This is a genomic window from Pseudovibrio sp. JE062, from assembly GCF_000156235.1.
Taxonomy (GTDB): domain Bacteria; phylum Pseudomonadota; class Alphaproteobacteria; order Rhizobiales; family Stappiaceae; genus Pseudovibrio.
In genome coordinates this window covers 153,375-170,336 of the sequence record NZ_DS996808.1, presented here as the reverse complement: position 1 = coordinate 170,336, position 16,962 = coordinate 153,375, and the positions used below count along the sequence as shown (strand labels likewise).

Annotated in this window: 12 protein-coding genes; 10 read left to right on the top strand and 2 right to left on the bottom strand. The window is 55.3% G+C overall.

Annotation, left to right across the window (positions count from 1 at the left end; genetic code table 11):
* Window positions 1-10: 10 nt before the first annotated feature.
* Genes PJE062_RS10765 through PJE062_RS10755 form a run of 3 tightly spaced genes read left to right on the top strand, consistent with a single transcriptional unit; the run spans window position 11 to window position 5,042 of the window.
* Window positions 11-1,885, top strand: coding sequence for a thiamine pyrophosphate-binding protein (locus tag PJE062_RS10765; RefSeq protein ID WP_008548992.1), 1,875 nt, complete (start codon window positions 11-13; stop codon window positions 1,883-1,885).
* Between the two features lie 2 nt (window positions 1,886-1,887).
* A complete protein-coding gene (locus tag PJE062_RS10760; protein WP_008549367.1) occupies window positions 1,888-3,336 on the top strand; it encodes an NAD-dependent succinate-semialdehyde dehydrogenase in 1,449 nt (482 codons plus the stop codon).
* Window positions 3,336-5,042, top strand: coding sequence for a dihydroxy-acid dehydratase (locus tag PJE062_RS10755; protein WP_008549358.1), 1,707 nt, complete (start codon window positions 3,336-3,338; stop codon window positions 5,040-5,042). The genes PJE062_RS10760 and PJE062_RS10755 overlap by 1 nt, the downstream gene beginning before the upstream one ends.
* Before the next feature lie 57 nt (window positions 5,043-5,099).
* On the opposite strand, the gene PJE062_RS10750 is transcribed toward PJE062_RS10755, so the two are convergent.
* Both PJE062_RS10750 and PJE062_RS10745 read right to left on the bottom strand, forming a co-directional pair.
* Window positions 5,100-6,200 carry a TIGR03032 family protein gene (locus PJE062_RS10750; protein WP_008549129.1) on the bottom strand — a complete coding sequence of 367 codons (1,101 nt, stop codon included), beginning with the start codon at window positions 6,198-6,200 and terminating at the stop codon, window positions 5,100-5,102.
* A 93-nt stretch (window positions 6,201-6,293) separates the two neighbouring features.
* The gene (locus tag PJE062_RS10745) at window positions 6,294-9,023 is read right to left on the bottom strand and encodes an autotransporter outer membrane beta-barrel domain-containing protein (RefSeq protein ID WP_208982254.1); all 2,730 of its coding nucleotides are present in this window, start codon (window positions 9,021-9,023) and stop codon (window positions 6,294-6,296) included.
* 551 nt (window positions 9,024-9,574) lie between these two features.
* Here PJE062_RS10745 and PJE062_RS10740 point away from each other — a divergent pair.
* The 7 genes from PJE062_RS10740 (at window position 9,575) to PJE062_RS10710 (ending at window position 16,929) form a co-directional block, all read left to right on the top strand.
* Window positions 9,575-10,591: a cytochrome-c peroxidase gene (locus PJE062_RS10740; RefSeq protein ID WP_008549433.1), complete on the top strand. Its 1,017-nt coding sequence runs from the start codon at window positions 9,575-9,577 to the stop codon at window positions 10,589-10,591.
* A gap of 12 nt (window positions 10,592-10,603) precedes the next feature.
* On the top strand, window positions 10,604-12,286 hold the full coding sequence (locus PJE062_RS10735) for a methyl-accepting chemotaxis protein (protein WP_008549346.1): 1,683 nt from the start codon (window positions 10,604-10,606) through the stop codon (window positions 12,284-12,286).
* 180 nt (window positions 12,287-12,466) lie between these two features.
* The gene (locus PJE062_RS10730; RefSeq protein ID WP_008548935.1) at window positions 12,467-13,696 is read left to right on the top strand and encodes an HlyD family efflux transporter periplasmic adaptor subunit; all 1,230 of its coding nucleotides are present in this window, start codon (window positions 12,467-12,469) and stop codon (window positions 13,694-13,696) included.
* Window positions 13,693-14,868: an ABC transporter permease DevC gene (gene devC, locus PJE062_RS10725; RefSeq protein WP_008548899.1), complete on the top strand. Its 1,176-nt coding sequence runs from the start codon at window positions 13,693-13,695 to the stop codon at window positions 14,866-14,868. The genes PJE062_RS10730 and devC overlap by 4 nt, the downstream gene beginning before the upstream one ends.
* A gap of 8 nt (window positions 14,869-14,876) precedes the next feature.
* On the top strand, window positions 14,877-15,593 hold the full coding sequence (locus PJE062_RS10720; RefSeq protein WP_008549364.1) for an ATP-binding cassette domain-containing protein: 717 nt from the start codon (window positions 14,877-14,879) through the stop codon (window positions 15,591-15,593).
* A 265-nt stretch (window positions 15,594-15,858) separates the two neighbouring features.
* On the top strand, window positions 15,859-16,320 hold the full coding sequence (locus PJE062_RS10715; RefSeq protein WP_008549133.1) for a cytochrome c: 462 nt from the start codon (window positions 15,859-15,861) through the stop codon (window positions 16,318-16,320).
* Window positions 16,321-16,323: 3 nt separating this feature from the next.
* Window positions 16,324-16,929, top strand: a complete 606-nt coding sequence (locus tag PJE062_RS10710) for a cytochrome b/b6 domain-containing protein (RefSeq protein WP_008549274.1) — start codon at window positions 16,324-16,326, stop codon at window positions 16,927-16,929.
* The last annotated feature ends 33 nt before the right edge of the window (window positions 16,930-16,962 follow it).

Genomic DNA, 16,962 nt, shown 5'->3' with positions numbered 1-16,962 from the left:
GAGTACAGAGATGTCTTTATCTGTTCCGGGCAGCATGCAGGAGCGCGCCAGGTGGCTTCAAGCCCAAGGCGGACTGGAAGCTGCCATCGCTGCAGGTCATTTTGCTGAGCAGGTGACCATGACGCTCTCTGAAGCGCTGGTTCTGGGCCTGATGCGGCAAGGCGTTACCAAGTATCTGGCAATCTTCGGCCACGGCTCCACAGAGCTGGGAGAGGTGCTGCGCATCTATGAGGATGCAGGTCTCGTGCGCACATGGCAATTTCGCAATGAGGTCGAGATGGCCCATGCCGGCACAGCGCTGCGCTGGGTTTATGGCGAGGTGTGCGCGGTGGTGACTTCCATCGGCCCCGGCGCTTTGCAGGCTATGGCAGGTTCTCTGGCAGCTGCCTCCAACGGCATCGGCCTCTATCACATCTATGGTGATGAGACGACCTATGGCGAAGGCTACAACATGCAGCAAGTGCCAAAGCCGCAGCAGGGTCTGTTCCAGCAGATCACCTCGGCTATGTCACAAGCCTACACGCTGCACACGCCGGAAGCTCTGCGCAATGCTCTGCGTATGGGGGCCAGCTGCGTCTATCATCCATTCAAAGCAGCCCCGTTCTACCTGAACCTGCCGCTCAACACGCAGCCTCAGAAACTGGATATCCGGCTGGACAGCCTGCCGACTATTCCTACTTATGAGCCGACCATTCCTGCAGCAGACCATAATCTGCTGGAAGCCGTGGAACTGCTGAAGTCCACGAGTAAAGTCGCCATCAAAGCAGGGGGAGGTTCTCGCCCCTTTGCGTCAGAAGTTCGTGCATTGGCTGAAGCATCTGGTGCAGTGGTGGTGGAAGCTCCGGGCTCACTGGGCATCCTGCCAGATTCCCACCCCCAGAACATGCATGTGGGTGGCTCCAAAGGGTCCATCAGCGGCAACTATGCCATGCAGGAAGCTGATCTTCTGGTTGCCATCGGTTCGCGCGCCGTATGTCAGAGTGACTGCTCCGGCATGGGCTGGCCCAAAGCCAAACACGTCATCAACATCAACGCCGACCCGGTGGATGTGCAGCATTATGCCCACACCACGGCTTTGAACGGCGACATTGGCGAAGTGGTGAAACTGCTGCTCTCAGAGCTCTCCAAAGGCGGTGTCAGCAACAAAGCTGAGTGGCTAAAAGACTGTGCTGCCAAGAAGGGCGAGTGGACTGCCTTCAAATCAGACCGCTACGCCGCAGGCGCGATTGACGACCCGGTCTGGCATCGCGGTGTGATGACCCAGCCTCAGGCCATCAAAGCAGCAGCAGACTTTTGCAAAAAGCACGATGCCATCAAGTTCTTTGATGCAGGCGATGTGCAGGCCAATGGCTTTCAGGTGGTGGAAGACGACCGTGTTGGTGAAACCATCACAGAAACCGGCGCCTCCTACATGGGCTTTGCCGTCTCAGCTCTCATTGCAGGCGGTGTCGCAGAGGAGGGCAGATACTCTGTCGCCTTCACCGGAGATGGCTCCTTCATGATGAACCCGCAGGTGCTGATTGATGGCGTGGAGCATGGCGTGCATGGCACGGTCATCATCTTCGACAACCGTCGCATGGCCGCCATTAGCCACCTTCAGCTCGCCCAATACGGCAACGACTACCGCACCAATGACGGCGTGGCTGTCGATTACATCGCCATGGCCAATGCGGTCGAGGGTGTGCAGGCGATCTCCGGCGGTCACAGCGCGGAAGATCTGGGTGAAGCTCTTGAGAAAGCCAGAGCGCATAAAGGCCTCAGCGTGGTTCATGTGCCAGTTTATCACGGCGAAAACCCGATTGGCGGCATGGGCGCTTATGGCAACTGGAACGTTGGCAACTGGTGCGATGACGTTCAGAACAAATATTTGAAAATGAGCATTTAATCATGACAGATGCGAAACTTCTTATTGGTGGAGAGTGGGTGGCAGCCAGCATTGGTGACACCCGCGATGTGCACAGCCCGGTCACCGGCAAAACCATCGGCACCATCGCCGCGGCAAGTGCAGACGACATTGCCTCTGCGTTGAAGCTGGCGAAGGATACCTTCCCGAAATGGGCAGCGGTTCCGGCATGGGAACGCGCCAAGGTTCTGCGTAAAGCCGCAGATCTGATCCGTGAACGCACGCAAGACATTGCCCGCGTGATGAGCACGGAAACCGGCAAGCCACTGGCGGAAGCTGTTGGCGAAACCGGAGCAGCGGCGGATCAGTTTGAATGGTACGCCGAAGAATCCAAGCGCATCTACGGCCAGACCATTCCGGGCCGCAACGCAGATGAGCGGCTGACTGTAAACTACCAGCCGGTTGGCCCGTCTCTGGCGCTGTCCGCCTGGAACTTCCCGGCGCTTCTGCCAGCCCGTAAGATCGCAGCAGCTCTCGCGGCTGGGTGTACGGTTATCGCTCGTCCGGCTTCCGAAGCAGCAGGCCCGTGCTTTGCCATTGGTCAGGCCCTGATGGACGCTGGCCTGATGCCGGGTGTACTGGCAATCCTGACCGGTGACAGCCGCACACTTGCACCAGCCCTGATCAACGCACCAGAGATCCGCAAAGTGTCCCTGACTGGTTCCGTGCCGGTGGGCAAAGACGTGATGCGACAGTGCTCAGATGGCATGAAGAAAGTCACCATGGAGCTGGGTGGTCATGCGCCAGTGGTCATCCATAAGGACTTTGACCCGATTGCAGCGGCACAGAAACTGGCCGCCACCAAGTTCCGCAATTGCGGACAGGTCTGCATTTCGCCAAGCCGGTTCTATGTGCATTCTTCCATCGCGAAGGAGTTCGCGGAAGAGTTCGCCCGCTACGCCAAGTCTCTGGTGGTTGGCGATGGTCTGGAAGAGGGCGTCACTACTGGTCCGCTCATTCGCCAGCGTGCCGTCGACCATGCACTACGCCTGACTGAAGATGCCATCGCCAAGGGCGCCGAGTTACTCGCAGGTGGCAACCAGCCAGAGAACTTGCCAGAGGGTAGCTTCCTTGAGCCGACGGTTCTGATGAACGTGCCGGATGAAGCCGCGATCATGATCGAGGAGCCTTTCGCTCCGGTCGCGCCGATCTCCACCTTTGATGATGTGGAAGACGTGATTGAGCGCGCCAACAACACACCATTTGGTCTGGCTGCCTATGTGTTCTCCTATGACAGCGCACTGGCAATCAAAACCGCCGAGCGGCTGGAAGCAGGCATGGTTGGCATAAACGAAACACTGCTGGCAACTGCAGAAGCGCCGTTTGGTGGCAACAAGGAAAGTGGCTTTGGCCGTGAGGGCGGTTCGCTCGGCATCATGGATTACCTCGTGCCGAAATACACCCGCCACCTGCTAATCTCCCGAGACATCTGATGAGCAAAAAAGTACAGGGGCTGGAAAACGGCCTGACAAACTATGGCGACAAGGGCTTTGCCCGTTACCTGCGCCGGTCCTTCGCCAAGTCCATGGGTTACACGGATGCCAGCCTCGATAAACCAATCGTTGGCATCTGCTACACCGAAAGCGGTTTTAACAACTGCCACCGGCATTTCCCCGAGATGCTGGAAGCCATCAAACGCGGCGTGCTGGCTTCCGGCGCACTGCCGGTGCCATTCCCGATCATGTCTCTGGGCGAGGTGTTCCTAAGCCCAACCTCCATGGTCTATCGCAACATGATGGCCATGGCCGTGGAAGAGATGATCACCGCACAGCCAATGGACTCCGTTGTGCTGATGGGAGGCTGCGACAAGACCGTTCCGGCCCTGTTGATGGGCGCGGCATCTGCTGGCAAACCAGCCACCATGGTTGTGGCTGGGCCCATGATGACTGGCCGTCACAAGGGCGAACGCCTTGGCGCATGCACCGATTGCCGCCGCTTTTGGGCGCAATACCGTGCGGGCACCGTGGATGAGCCGGAGATCAACCAGATCGAAGGTCGACTGGCGACGACTGCAGGCACCTGCGCCGTGATGGGCACCGCAAGCTCCATGGCTGTAATTGCCGAAACCCTCGGCATGATCCTTCCAGGTTCTGCTGGCATCCCTGCTGTCCATGCAGACCGTCTGCGTAATTCTGAAGAGACAGGCGTTCTTGCCGCTAAAATGGCTCTCTCAGAAAACGCGCTGACGCCAGACAAAATCATGACCCGTGAAGCGGTTGAGAATGCCCTGCGCGTTTTGCTTGCCGTTTCAGGTTCCACCAACGCGATCATCCATCTGACAGCTGTTGCTGGTCGCCTGGGTATCGACATTTCACTGGACCGCATGAACCAGCTTTCCGATGAGACACCCGTGGTGGTGGACCTGAAGCCGGTTGGTCAAGGCTACATGGAAGACTTCCATTCTGCTGGCGGATTGGACGGGGTTCTCGAGGCGATCAAGGACAAGGTACACCGCAGTCCAATCAACATTGAGGGCGTTAGCCTTGGTGAGCGTTTGGATGCGCCAAAGGCTGATCCGATCGACCATAATGTAATCCGCACTGCTGACAATCCGGTTGACCCACAAGGCGGACTGATTGCACTAACAGGTTCATTGGCACCCGAAGGCGCAATCCTGAAGCGCGCGGCTGCAACGCCTGAGCTGCTGGAGCATGAGGGCAGGGCGGTTGTGTTCTCTTCTCTGGAAGACCTCGCCAACCGCATCGATGACCCTGATCTGGACATCAACGCCGATGACGTAATGGTGCTGCAAAATGCAGGTCCACGCAGCCCATCGGGCATGCCGGAAGCTGGTTATCTGCCAATCCCGAAAAAGCTGGCCCGCGCTGGCGTAAAGGATATGGTCCGCATCTCCGATGCCCGCATGAGCGGCACGGCATTCGGAACCATCGTTCTGCATGTTACGCCGGAAGCGGATCTCGGCGGACCATTGGCTCTGGTGCAAAACGGCGACCGAATCCGCCTCTCTGCAAAGAGCAAGAGCATCGATCTGTTGGTTCCTGAGGACGAGCTGGAGCGCCGCCGCGCAGCCTTTACCTCACCAAACCCGGAACCAGCCCGCGGCTACAAGCAGCTTTATCACAACACAGTTCTGCCAGCGACAAAGGGCTGCGACTTCGACTTCCTTCAGAAAGTTTGAGGCCTCTCACAAAGCACGTGAGCAGGGAAATCTCTGCTCACATTCACTCACCGAGCCTTAAGCAGGTTCCACGTGTTTAGACGAGCTGGCAATAGTCCGCAGGTTGCTCACTTCCGGAGATGTGGGCGAGGCCGCTGATGGCAGACGAACACCCGGCAGCGTACACACATCCAGCATTTCCTTCACCACCCCGCTGAAGCGGATCCACTCGACCACATCGCCAGTATCCAGATTAACAATCTGCACACCGCACCATGGGTCGGCATCCCTTCTCTTCAACTCATCATCCAACGGCAGGCCCTTGAACGATCCATCACGCGGAAGCGAGAGCCCCACGATGGCATGGCCATTGTGGAATGAAAGCCCGCGCGCGAACCCGGGCAGGAAGCAAACTTCCTGAAACGCCCCGCTCGCCGTATCCACCCAGCCAAGGTGGCCTGTACCTGAGTTTACCACCCACAACTTACCCTGATGCCAGCGTGGAGAGTGTGGCATGGAGAGGTTCTCTGTCACCACCTCATTACTGCGCACATCGATGATGCAGCCACCGAGATCTCGTCGATCCCGCCAGCCATTGACCACATCCGCACGGCTGACCATGGTCACATAGGCCGGTTTACCTCCGCGGAGCGCAATGCCATTGAGGTGACACCGATCTTCCGCCGCAAGTTTTGAGATGAAGTCCGGTGTCCACCAAGAGGCGAAGGAATGTACCGGATGCAAGGTAGACAGGCAGGAGTACATAGTGTTGGCAAAGACGATGCTGTCATCCTTCAGTTTCACGATGTCATGGATGTCCAGATCACCGGTCGTGTGCGCCACACGGGGCACATAGTACTTGTCTGCATCACCAATACGCTGGTTCTCTTCCAGAATGTTCTCAAAGCGAATGACCTGATTGGCGGTCGCGAGGATCAATGTCTGCGGTTCCGCCCACAAGCCCATGGCGCGATTTGTGCCCACCGCATGAAAGTGAATGCCGCCGCTGGGTTTCACGCCCACCAAAAACAACTGTCCGGTCTGGTAAGAGGAAAGCGCCAACGATACCTGATGGGTGCTGAGCCATGTTGCCAACCCACGTGAGCAGGCGATATCACCCGGCCCCAACCGAACCGGCGTTTCTGTTGCTTGTCCGGCTTGTTCTGATGCAGCGCTCATCTCATCCCCTTATGCATTGCGAGATTAAGCAACTATAAGGGCTTTGCGCTGCCCAAACCTCAGGCAGATCTTGGGGTTGGACATGTGTGAGCATCAGAACCTGATGGTGAAATCCAGCTCGATCACGTGGATCGTCGCGTTGTCACCAAACTGGCCATTGTACTCCGCATTCAGGAAGAGGTTTTCCGTCGCCCGCGCATCAATCCCCGCTTCCAGCTCAAAAGCATCTTGTGAGATAGGCGCACCATCCACGCCGAAGGCCGTGCTGCCACCAAAAGCCAGCAGCGCTGACGGGTCTACATCCCCATAGGCATGTCGCCAGCTGAGAGATGCGTTGACGTTGACCCAATCAAGAACATTGTAAGCGCCCCTCACACCCAGATTGGTGAAGGTGCTATCAAAACTGCCGCCTTGTTTCGTGAGCGCTGCAATGCCGCCATCCTCAGTGAACCCGTCTGTGCGCACATCGATGTAAGACACACCAAAGAATGGCTCAAACACAAAGGCATCAATCAAAGGAAACTCGTAGTTCGCCTCTGCATAGAATTGCCAGCCGCGTCCGTTGTAGCTGCTGTGCTCCCGCTCATCGATTGTAGAGAAATCAACCGTCCTTGCCCCTTCAAGGAAGTGCCAGTTGTAGATACCTGCCAGAACGAAGCCAACGTCCTTCACATCAGTTTCACCATAAATCCCGATGGACCATGTGGTCGCTGACCCGCTGGACGAGCGCGCATCCTGTTTCACATTGGTGCGCCCGTATCCACCCAGAACACCTGCCAGGAAGTTGTCATCAAACTCCCGATCATACCCGAAGAGCAAGCCGCCCAGACTGTTGTCCAGAGAAGCCGTATCACTTGTGCTGAAGGTGTTGGACCACGCCCCATAACCGATGCCCCACAGACCGTTGCGGCGCTCTTTTTCTGGGTCGAGCGGATCCTGTTCAGGCGCGAGAGACGCTGAGATCGCACCCAGAGAAGCATCTGCATTGCGGATGCGGTTGTTGATCAACGCCATGCGGCGGTAGTTGTTTTCAACCAGCGCCCCTTGAATAGAGGCATAAATCTCCCCGGAAAGATCATCATAGGCCGCTTGGGCTTGAGCTCCGTTAGAAAGCCCTAGCACTGCCTGCGGCAAGGGGTCTGAAAGTGGCAGACTGTCCAACCCAACACAGGCTACGGAACGCTGGTTTTCATTGCCTGCCAAACCGCAGAAGTTGTTGGCCAGCGCAGTTGCCGTCAGCGTGACGGCGGTCGCTCCATAGTTCAGTTCCCAGTCGATAAACAGGGTATCGACCACACTATCAAACGTACCCGTCACACCTCCTGCTGCATCCACAATGGTGAACGCACCAACCGGCGCAAACGTTGCCCCGCTGGTCTGCACCACACCACCATTCAACGTGGCCGTTCCAGAGATATCCAGTGTATCACTCGTCGTCATATCCGCATTGAAGGTGACCATGTAGGTCGAAGAGGCCTCATTCTGGAAATCGCCGGTGATATCCGTTTCCTGAATATTGGCATCCCCGCCGGGCGAGAGAATCCCGGCGTTTGTCAGCAGATTACCCGCTCCTAGAATGACTTCAGCCCCGGAGTTAAATCGCGCGCCACTCAGGTTATTGAAGGCGTTGGTCCCGGCATCAAGATCAATGCCATTAGTGGAGGTCAACGTGCCGGAGTTGTTGATCGTGTCATCTCCGGTTCCACCTTTGATATCACCCACCACGCCTGAGACTACGTTGGTGCCAGAGAGCGTGAAGGTGGTGTCCCCGACTGTTTGAATATTGATACCAAACGACTGCGCATCGATTGTGCTGTTGGTCAGGTTGATCTGAAAGCTACTTGCAGGCGCAAGGCCATCTGAAATCAGTATCCCATCCGAGTTTGTGCCATTCGCGTTGATCGTCCCGCTGTGAGTCACAGTCGCAGTGTTCTCGGAGTACACCATGATGCCATGCGCGGCGCTACCGCTTGTGGTAATGGTGCCATTTTGGTCGATCGTCACGGTTCCAACACCGCGAGCACGCGCAAAAATACCACGCGAGTCATTGCCAGCGGTGGTCAGCGTTCCAACATGCGTGATCTCGACATCGCCCGTCCCATCAGACCGTGCAAACAAAGCTGTACTTCCTCCGTTTGCTGTATCGACATTACCGGTCTGCGTAATAGTTATGGCACCTGTACTGCCACCTTGCGTGGTGGCGTAAATCCCTTGAGCATAATAATTGCCAGTGGTGGTGATATCACCAGTATGGGTGATCGTAATCTCTTGAGACAAAACAACTTCAATGCCCCGGCTGTAATAACCATCCGTTGTAATATCGCCGCTCTGTGTAACCGTCACTGCATCAGCGTCTCTCACCTCAACACCAGAGGCGTACTGGCTTATTGTCTGAATATCGCCAGTGTGCGTGAGAGAGACGTTCCCGCCGTCTGGGTCCACCTCAATTGCGTTTCGGCCGTCTGTCGAGATGAAAAAATCACCGGTATCACTGTTGATCGTGATGTTGCCATTGGAATCAAACTGAATGCCCGGCAGAAAGAAGGAAGGCGTGATGTTGCCAGTCACATTTTCAATAATCAGATTGGTATAGGCTCCACCCGCGCCGCCCTGAACATCCACCCCAACGGACAGATCGCCAGAACACGTCACCGTTGTCCCACTGATCTGACACTGCGGCTGCGGGGAAACCGACTGCGCTCTTGCCGGAGCGATTGCTGCAACTGGCAGCGCAATGAGAGCTGTGGAGAGGAGGAGGGACTGGTATAGCCTACTGGAAGATACCACTCGCTGTGACTTTACTGATGTGACGGTGCCGCGCATTTAAATCCTCAGACTACAGAACTAAGGCACTTAAACTTCTCGAAGTACGCCGAGCACAAAACTCTACCCGTCAAATTGTGCAATGTATGCCGGGCAGTTACGCTTGGACCACTCAGACAGTTTCAACGGGTGGTTCACCGCAGAACGCCGGCCAAACGAATCCAAAAACAAAGAGTTAACGTCTAGGCTGACCATGGACCCGACAGGTCGCAATCTTTGAAAATTGGGGGCACAGGTTCAGTTGGATTCAACTAACGATGCGAAGTTGAGATTCTCGATGAATCAAGTTGTCGATCTTGCCGTTTTACGCATGCAGCACGCACTTGATTGTCGAGACTAAAATCAGGAAAGCAAATCCAGCGCATGATCCTCAAAACCGACTAAGCGTATAACATCCTATAGAAACTAGGATTTTTCCAGTTTCGGTGGAAAGCCATCTAAACTTCGCATCACATATCGGTGAGGGTGCCCAATCAAAACAATCGATAAAGCATTCATTAACGCCTCCTCAGCTAGGGGATCTCCCTTATATTTGCTTAGGGGAGAGCATTGTGTCGTTTCTAGGAAGAGTTGTAGGCAGTCTGTCTGCTGCCGTTGTGTTGGGGCTCACCGGATCTCCTCTGAGTGCTGCAGACATTAATTCACTCAAAGAACAGTATCGCCGACCACTGGAAATCCCGTTTCCAGACAGCGCGCCTTACTCACCGCAGATGGCGACGCTTGGCAAAATGCTGTTCTTTGATCCGCGCCTGTCAGGCAATAAAAACATCAACTGCGTCAGCTGTCATAACCCATCGTTTGGTTACGAGGTTCCGGTGCCCACCGCTGTTGGATCCGCCAACACGCATCTGGGACGTCAGGCACCCACCGTGCTGAATGCCGCCTGGGTCGCGCCGATGTTTTGGGATGGCCGCGCAGAAACGCTGGAAGAACAGGCTGCTGGTCCAATCACCAATCCGGAAGAGATGGACGGCAAGTTCGAGACCATCGTCGAGGTCCTCGATGAGATCCCGGGCTATTACAAGTGGTTCGGCTCTGTGTTCCCAAATGAAGGAATTACGCGAGACACCGTTCTCACCGCCATCGCAACGTATGAACGCACCGTTGTTTCTGGTTGGGCGCCGTTTGATCGCTGGGTCGAAGGCGATGAAGGCGCGATCTCCGCTTCCGCCAAACGCGGTTTTGCATTGTTCAACGATAAGGGGAACTGCGCGCCATGTCATACCGGTTGGAACTTTACCGACAACAAGTTCCACGACATCGGCACACCGACAGAAGATATCGGTCGCGGGCTTTATGAGGAAGACAATCCGAAAGCCCAGTTTGCCTTCAAAACTCCGGGCCTGCGCAATCTGACCTACCGCGCCCCGTTTACCCATAATGGCAGCATTCCTGATCTGGAAACCATGATCGCCCACTACAATGCTGGCGGCATTGAGCGGCCTTCCCGTTCTGAGCATGTGCGTCCGCTGGACCTGTCTGAGCAGGAAGTGGAAGACCTCAAGAACTTCCTCGTTTCGCTGACCGCTGAGCGCACCGAAACGCCAATGCCAACGCTGCCGAACTAAGGGCCGGAATCCATGACCATTCGCTACAAAATCTTTATTCCGATCCTCAGTCTCATCATCGTTGCAATGGCCCTGATGGCCTTCCTCGTCTGGCAAGCAGCAGAAGGCCGCGAGAACCTGGGGCGTGTCACACTCAAGGCGCTGGAAGCACAGCGGCTTTCCTTCACCATCGTGAATGACTTTGAGCATGCCAAGGAAGTCGTTGATACAGCACTGGCAATGACGACTTTCATCGAGCCAGAAGAGTTCCACCGCGAGTTCAATGATATCAACGCATCTTTGGGTATGGACATTGAGCAAACGCTTGATGTGGCGCTCAATGATGAAATGCGACAGGCCGTTACCTCTGCGCAAACTGCCTTTAAGAACTGGAGCAAGGACGCAGCAATCCTGCTCGGCATCACGCCATCCCGCATGATCCCAACCAAAGAGAAGATCGAGCGCCACAATCAGGCTCTGCGCAGCTCCATCAATGCGATTGTCTCTTCCACCGTCTCTGCGAGCCAATCCGCTCTGGCACAGGCCAATGCGGATGCACGCCGGGTGAACATCATCTCCCTCAGCTTTGCGTTGGTTGTTGGCCTTGCCGGCCTTGGCTTTGCTCTGTGGCTTGCGAATGGTCTCAGCAAGCCAATTGTGGCCCTGACCTCTAAGATGGGTGAGCTTGCTTCCGGTGCCGTGGATGTAGACCTCAATCTGGCGGCCCGCAAAGATGAGATTGGCAAGATGCAGGACGCGGTGATTGTGTTCCGCGAAAACGCCATTGCCCGCAGGGATCTGGAAGAACAAGCGAAAACAGAACGTTCCCGTGAGTTGACCCGCCAGCAGAAGAAGGAAGAGGTCGTCGAGCAGTTCCGTGTGGTTCTGGAGCGAAACGTCTCCATGCTTTCCAACCAGTCTATGGAAATGCGCAGTTCATCTGAACGTTTGTTTGACGTGGCCAATCAGGCAACCCAGCAGGCGAACAGCGCTGGCGAAGCCTCTGCGAGCGCCTCTCAAAACGTGGAAACGGTGGCTGCAGCGGCAGAAGAACTGGCAGTTTCCATCCAGAAGATCTCCAACCAGTCCACGCGCGCCAATACACTGGTGGCATCCACCTCTCAGATCGCACAGAACACGGACAACGAGGTCATCGCACTGGCTAAGTCCGCCGAGCAAATCGGCACTGTGCTCAATCTGATCCGTGACATCGCTGAGCAGACCAACCTGCTGGCTCTGAACGCGACTATTGAAGCTGCTCGCGCAGGTGATGCAGGCAAGGGCTTTGCTGTGGTGGCAACTGAGGTGAAGACACTGGCAAGCCAGACCGCCCATGCAACTGAGGAAATCTCGGCGCAGATCAACGGCATCCAGAGCTCAACCCGCAGCACGGTAGAAGCCATTGGCTCTATCACCGCCGCGGTGAAGGAGATCAGCGAGCTGACCTCGTCTATTTCTGATGCGGTTGAACAGCAGCAGATGGCGACAGCGGAAATCGCAGAAGCTGTTCAAGCCGCTTCTGATGGAACCGCCAAAGCGGCCAGCAACGTTGTTTCCGTGAGTGGTGCTATCAATGAAACCACCACTGAGGCAGGTGCAGCCAATCAGTCTTCCGCTCTGCTGGAGCAGGTCACCAACGACCTTTCTGCCGAAGTCGACAGCTTCCTCGTCCGCATCGCAGAAGAAGAAACCACGCTTCAGGCTGCTTCAGCTTAATTGGCTTGAGATTAACCGGGCTGTCCATTGGGACAGCTCGGGCACTTTCCAGACATCCCCTTCCGCTCCCAAAACCCAAAATCCACCTGTGTTACAAATCTGTACATTTTTTGGGTTGCGTGAACTTCATATTAGAATATTAGAAAGTAATAACTAACAAGTCACAGCAGAGGTGGTCCTGTGACCCATCACAATGCGCCAAACAAAGATTTGCCTTTAGAAGACACTGGCATTTCTTCTATTTCTGGTAAGGCACGCAAGGGCTTGCCGTTCAAGCGGATCATTCTGCTCATCCCTGTTTTCATCGCCATCATGTTCACTGGTGGAGTCATGGGCATGTACTTCCAACCCGCTGGCCTACGCCTGTTCTATGAAATGACGGGCCTTGAACCGGGGGGAGGAAGTGATCAGAAAATCGCTGTTCCCATCAATACAACCGTTACACCAGAAGACATCAAAGCGCTGGAAGCAGGTGCTGTCGTCGCGCTTGGCAAGTTGATCCCGCGGGACGGCGTGTCAACAATCGCTCTGCCATTTGGGGCAGGGGATGCCCGCATTGCGGACCTTCCCGTTTCAGTCGGAGATTGGGTTAAGAAGGGTACTATCCTGGCATCCCTCGACAATCGTCCGTCTTTGGAGGCAAGTGTTGAAGCAGCAAAAGCTGAGGTAGCAGTTTCTGAAGCCTCGCTCAGCCAAGTTCAGCTTTCCATCAAAGCCAGTCAGGTTGAGAACGAAGCAGACCTGAACCGTGCCAAAACCAATGCAGATCTGGCACGCGCCGAACTGGAACGCACAAAGTCCCTGTTTGCTCGCAAGGTTGTGACAGAGGCTCAACTGGATCGCGCAAAGGCGGAAGCAGAAAGCGCGTTACTAGATGTAGCCCGCAAAGAAGCGACGCTCAAGCGATACAGCAGCACGGCGGATATCTCTCAGGCGGATGTGGAACTTGCCAAGCGCAAGCTTCAGTCCTCTCAGATCGCTCTGCGCACAGCTGAAGTAAATCTGGAGAAATCCATCGTTCGCGCGCCCTTTGATGGCACAGTTCTTGACCTTCTGGTGCAACCCGGTGAGCGACCATCTTCTGCGGGTCTGATCGAGTTCGGCAACACCCGTGAGATGACCGCTGAGATGGAGATTTACCAGAACCAGATCGGTCGCCTGAACATTGGTGATGCGGTGGTTTTGCGGGCCGAAGCTCTGGCGCAGGAACTGCGTGGGACATTGACAGAGATCGGCCTGATTGTAGGTCGCCAGAACATCATCAGCGTAGATCCAGCTGCAAACACCGATGCACGTGTGGTGACGGTTGTCGTCACACTGGATGAGACATCCTCTGAGCTAGCAGCAAACCTGACCAATCTGGAAATCCTCGGCTACTTTCAGCCTGCATCTGAGAGGGACACCAAGTGACCCGCTTTCTCACATGGCTGCTGGGCCGCTTGCCCATAGGCTGGTTGCAGCTGACACACAATAAAGGGCGCTTCGCTGCGGCTCTGGCGGGTGTTGCGTTCGCCAACGTGCTGGTGTTCGTGCAGCTCGGCATGATGGGCGCGCTGACTGGCTCTACACTACAGCCCTACGAGCTGTTTGAGGCGGATATTCTCATCTCTGCCTCCGATGCCAAATCTCTGACTGAAGGCGGTAACGTCGCCCGCGTGCATATGTTGCAAGCGCTGACGGTGCCGGAAGTGGCTTCAGCTGCGCCGGTTTACATCACCAAAGTCGACTGGCGTGTGCAGGAAGATCAGATTGCAGGTTTGCAGTTGGTGGGTCTTCCTATTGAAGCCATCGACTTTATGGCACCTGTGCTGCGGCCTCAGTTCCTGCAATTAGCCCTTCCGGATACGGCGCTGGTTGACCGTAAGACACGAGGTGGGACGGAAGAGTTCTTCAACTCACTCTCACCAGAAACACCCGCAATCTTTGAAATGAACAACCGCCAGATCAAACTGATCGGCACCTTGCAAATTGGCGCCGGTTTTAGTGCTGACGGCAATCTGGTTATGTCCGACCAAAGCGTCCTGCGTTTGTCTCCTTCACGCAGTTCCGGCGCACCAGACCACATCCTGCTGAAAGTGCAACCCGGCGCCTCTGTTGAGCGAGCTGTTGAGCTGCTGAAGCAGGTTCTGCCGACAGATACGCTGAAAATCAGAAGCTTTGCCAAAGCTGCGGCAGATGAGCAAGCCTACCAGACCTCAGAAAAGCCGGTTGGTATCATCTTTGGCTTTGGCACCATCATTGGCGTGCTTGTAGGGATCGTCATTGTTTATCAGGTTCTCAGCACAGATGTCGCCGATCATCTGAAAGAATACGCCACCTTCAAAGCCATGGGCTTCAGCCAGGGTTTCTTCCTCGGCATCATCTTTGAGGAAGCCATGATCCTTGCCGTGCTTGGCTTTTTCCCCGGCGCACTGGCAGCAACGGGCATTTACAAAATGCTGGCGCTGAAGTCCGGACTACCTGTGGGATTAACACTGGCTCGTGCGCTGATCGTATTTGTTGGCACACTCGCGGCCTGCGCCCTTTCCGGAACCATCGCAACACGTCGATTGGCACATGCTGATCCGGCTGATCTGTTCTAGGGGGCTGCATGACATACACACCACACGCCCCGATCAGCGTTTCTGGCCTCAGTCATTGGTTTGGTGAAGGGGAAGCGCGCAAGCAGGCGATCTTTGACGTCAACTTTGAAATCGAAAAAGGCAGCCTGACAGTGCTGATGGGGCCATCAGGTTCCGGCAAAACAACATTGCTGACTCTGATGGGCTGCTTGCGCGACGTACAAAAAGGTCAGCTTTCCTTACTAGGTCATGAGCTGCATGGCGCGGATGAGACCATGAAGATCATGCTGCGCCGTCGTCTTGGCTTTATTTTTCAGGCCCACAATCTACATGAAAGCCTGACCGCAACACAAAACGTGCTGATGGGCCTTCAGGTGCATCAGAGCGGAGTGAAGGCAATAGTAGATGCTGCGCAACAGGAAAAAGCAGCCCGGCACATGCTGAGTTTGCTGGGACTGGAAGACCGGCTCGACTATCTGCCAGCTCACCTTTCCGGCGGCCAAAAACAACGCGTTGCTATTGCACGTGCTCTGGTTTCCTCACCGGATATCGTGTTCGCGGATGAACCCACAGCGGCACTGGATAAGGACACTGGCCTGACCGTGGTCGAGCTGCTGAAGGAGCTGGGCGACAAGCGTGGCATCACCACCGTAATGGTCACTCACGACAACCGTATCCTGCAACTGGCGGACCGTATTCTGACCATGGATGAAGGGCATCTGGTTGAGGAGGCTGTGCCCGCATGATCTCACCAACTGAAACATGCAGGCGCCCGTTACACCTTGCGACAAACTATTACAACATTCCCATTGAAGCGTTGTTTTGCTCATCTATTCTCAGCGAAGACAAGCACAAACGCGGCTTATACGGGCATATACATAGATACAGCAGGAATACATAAAAGATCCGATCTGATCTTCAATCAGATGAGAAAACTATATTTCCAATAAGACAAACAAAACCAACCAAACCTCATCAATTACTTTCCAATCACCAAACACGGAGAAATCCATGCGTAAACTATTGATCACCGCACTGGTCGCCATGACTGCAACAACGGCTTATGCAGCCGATGCCAACAAAGAAGACGTGGTCGACGCACGCCGCGCTTACTTCACTCTGCTTGGCCATGACATGGGTGCACTGGCAGCGATGGCCAAAGGCGAAGTTGAGTACAGCGCCGAGAAAGCAAAAGCAGCTGCAGGCAACATGATGACAGTTGCAAGCTACAACGCAGCAGGCCTTTACATGCCAGGCACCTCAAACGCTGACCTGCCAGGCAAAACCCGTGCTCGTCCAGTGATCTGGGAAGACATGGCTGGCTATCAGGCCAAAGGAAAAGACTTCTATCAGGCACTTGTTGCACTCAACGAAGTCGCTGGCGAAGGCCGTCCTGCACTGGGCAAAGCACTCGGCCAACTGGGCGGCACTTGCAAAGGTTGCCACAAAGAATTCCGCGCAAAGGACTTTTAAGAAATGACGACTGCGAGCACTGATCATCCTTTGGAAACGCAGGAGAAAAAAGGCACCCGTATCTGGGATCTGCCGCTGCGCCTGTTCCACTGGCTCTTTGCAGGCTGTGTGGCTGCCGCGTGGGGTTTGGGCAAGTTCGGGCCCGACATAATGACGCTGCACTTCTGGTTTGGCTATGCAGTGCTCGCGCTCATTGTGTTCCGTCTGATTTGGGGTTTCATCGGGTCAGAGACAGCCCGTTTCTCAAGCTTCATTTATAGCCCCAAAGCACTGTTCTGTTACATCGCCAAACTGCCAAAACGGCAGGCAAGCAACTGGAAAGGACATAATCCGCTCGGCGGCCTGTTCGTTTTCCTTTTGCTGGGTGTCATCGGAGCGCAGGCGGCGCTAGGATTGTTCGTGGATCCAGAAGACTACATTAATGTCGGGCCGTTCGCCTCGTGGGTGGGCATCGACAGCGCCCGCACCGCATTGGCGTGGCACGGCATTCTGGCCCGCGCAACGCTTATTCTGGTGATCCTGCATGTGGCAGCTATCTTCTTCTACCGTTTCTGGAAGAAGGAAGACCTCGTCACACCAATGATTACGGGTCACCGGAAAGCCAAGTGATTAACGCAAATTTTCAGGCCGGAGCGGCAACAT

Excerpts from the sequence above, each read along its gene's own strand:
- PJE062_RS10720 (WP_008549364.1), top strand. The coding sequence starts at position 14,877 with ATGACATACACACCACACGCCCCGATCAGCGTTTCTGGCCTCAGTCAT.
- PJE062_RS10710 (WP_008549274.1), top strand. The coding sequence starts at position 16,324 with ATGACGACTGCGAGCACTGATCATCCTTTGGAAACGCAGGAGAAAAAA.
- PJE062_RS10755 (WP_008549358.1), top strand. The coding sequence starts at position 3,336 with ATGAGCAAAAAAGTACAGGGGCTGGAAAACGGCCTGACAAACTATGGC.
- PJE062_RS10715 (WP_008549133.1), top strand. The coding sequence starts at position 15,859 with ATGCGTAAACTATTGATCACCGCACTGGTCGCCATGACTGCAACAACG.
- PJE062_RS10750 (WP_008549129.1), bottom strand. The coding sequence starts at position 6,200 with ATGAGCGCTGCATCAGAACAAGCCGGACAAGCAACAGAAACGCCGGTT.
- PJE062_RS10760 (WP_008549367.1), top strand. The coding sequence starts at position 1,888 with ATGACAGATGCGAAACTTCTTATTGGTGGAGAGTGGGTGGCAGCCAGC.
- PJE062_RS10745 (WP_208982254.1), bottom strand. The coding sequence starts at position 9,023 with ATGCGCGGCACCGTCACATCAGTAAAGTCACAGCGAGTGGTATCTTCC.
- PJE062_RS10765 (WP_008548992.1), top strand. The coding sequence starts at position 11 with ATGTCTTTATCTGTTCCGGGCAGCATGCAGGAGCGCGCCAGGTGGCTT.
- PJE062_RS10735 (WP_008549346.1), top strand. The coding sequence starts at position 10,604 with ATGACCATTCGCTACAAAATCTTTATTCCGATCCTCAGTCTCATCATC.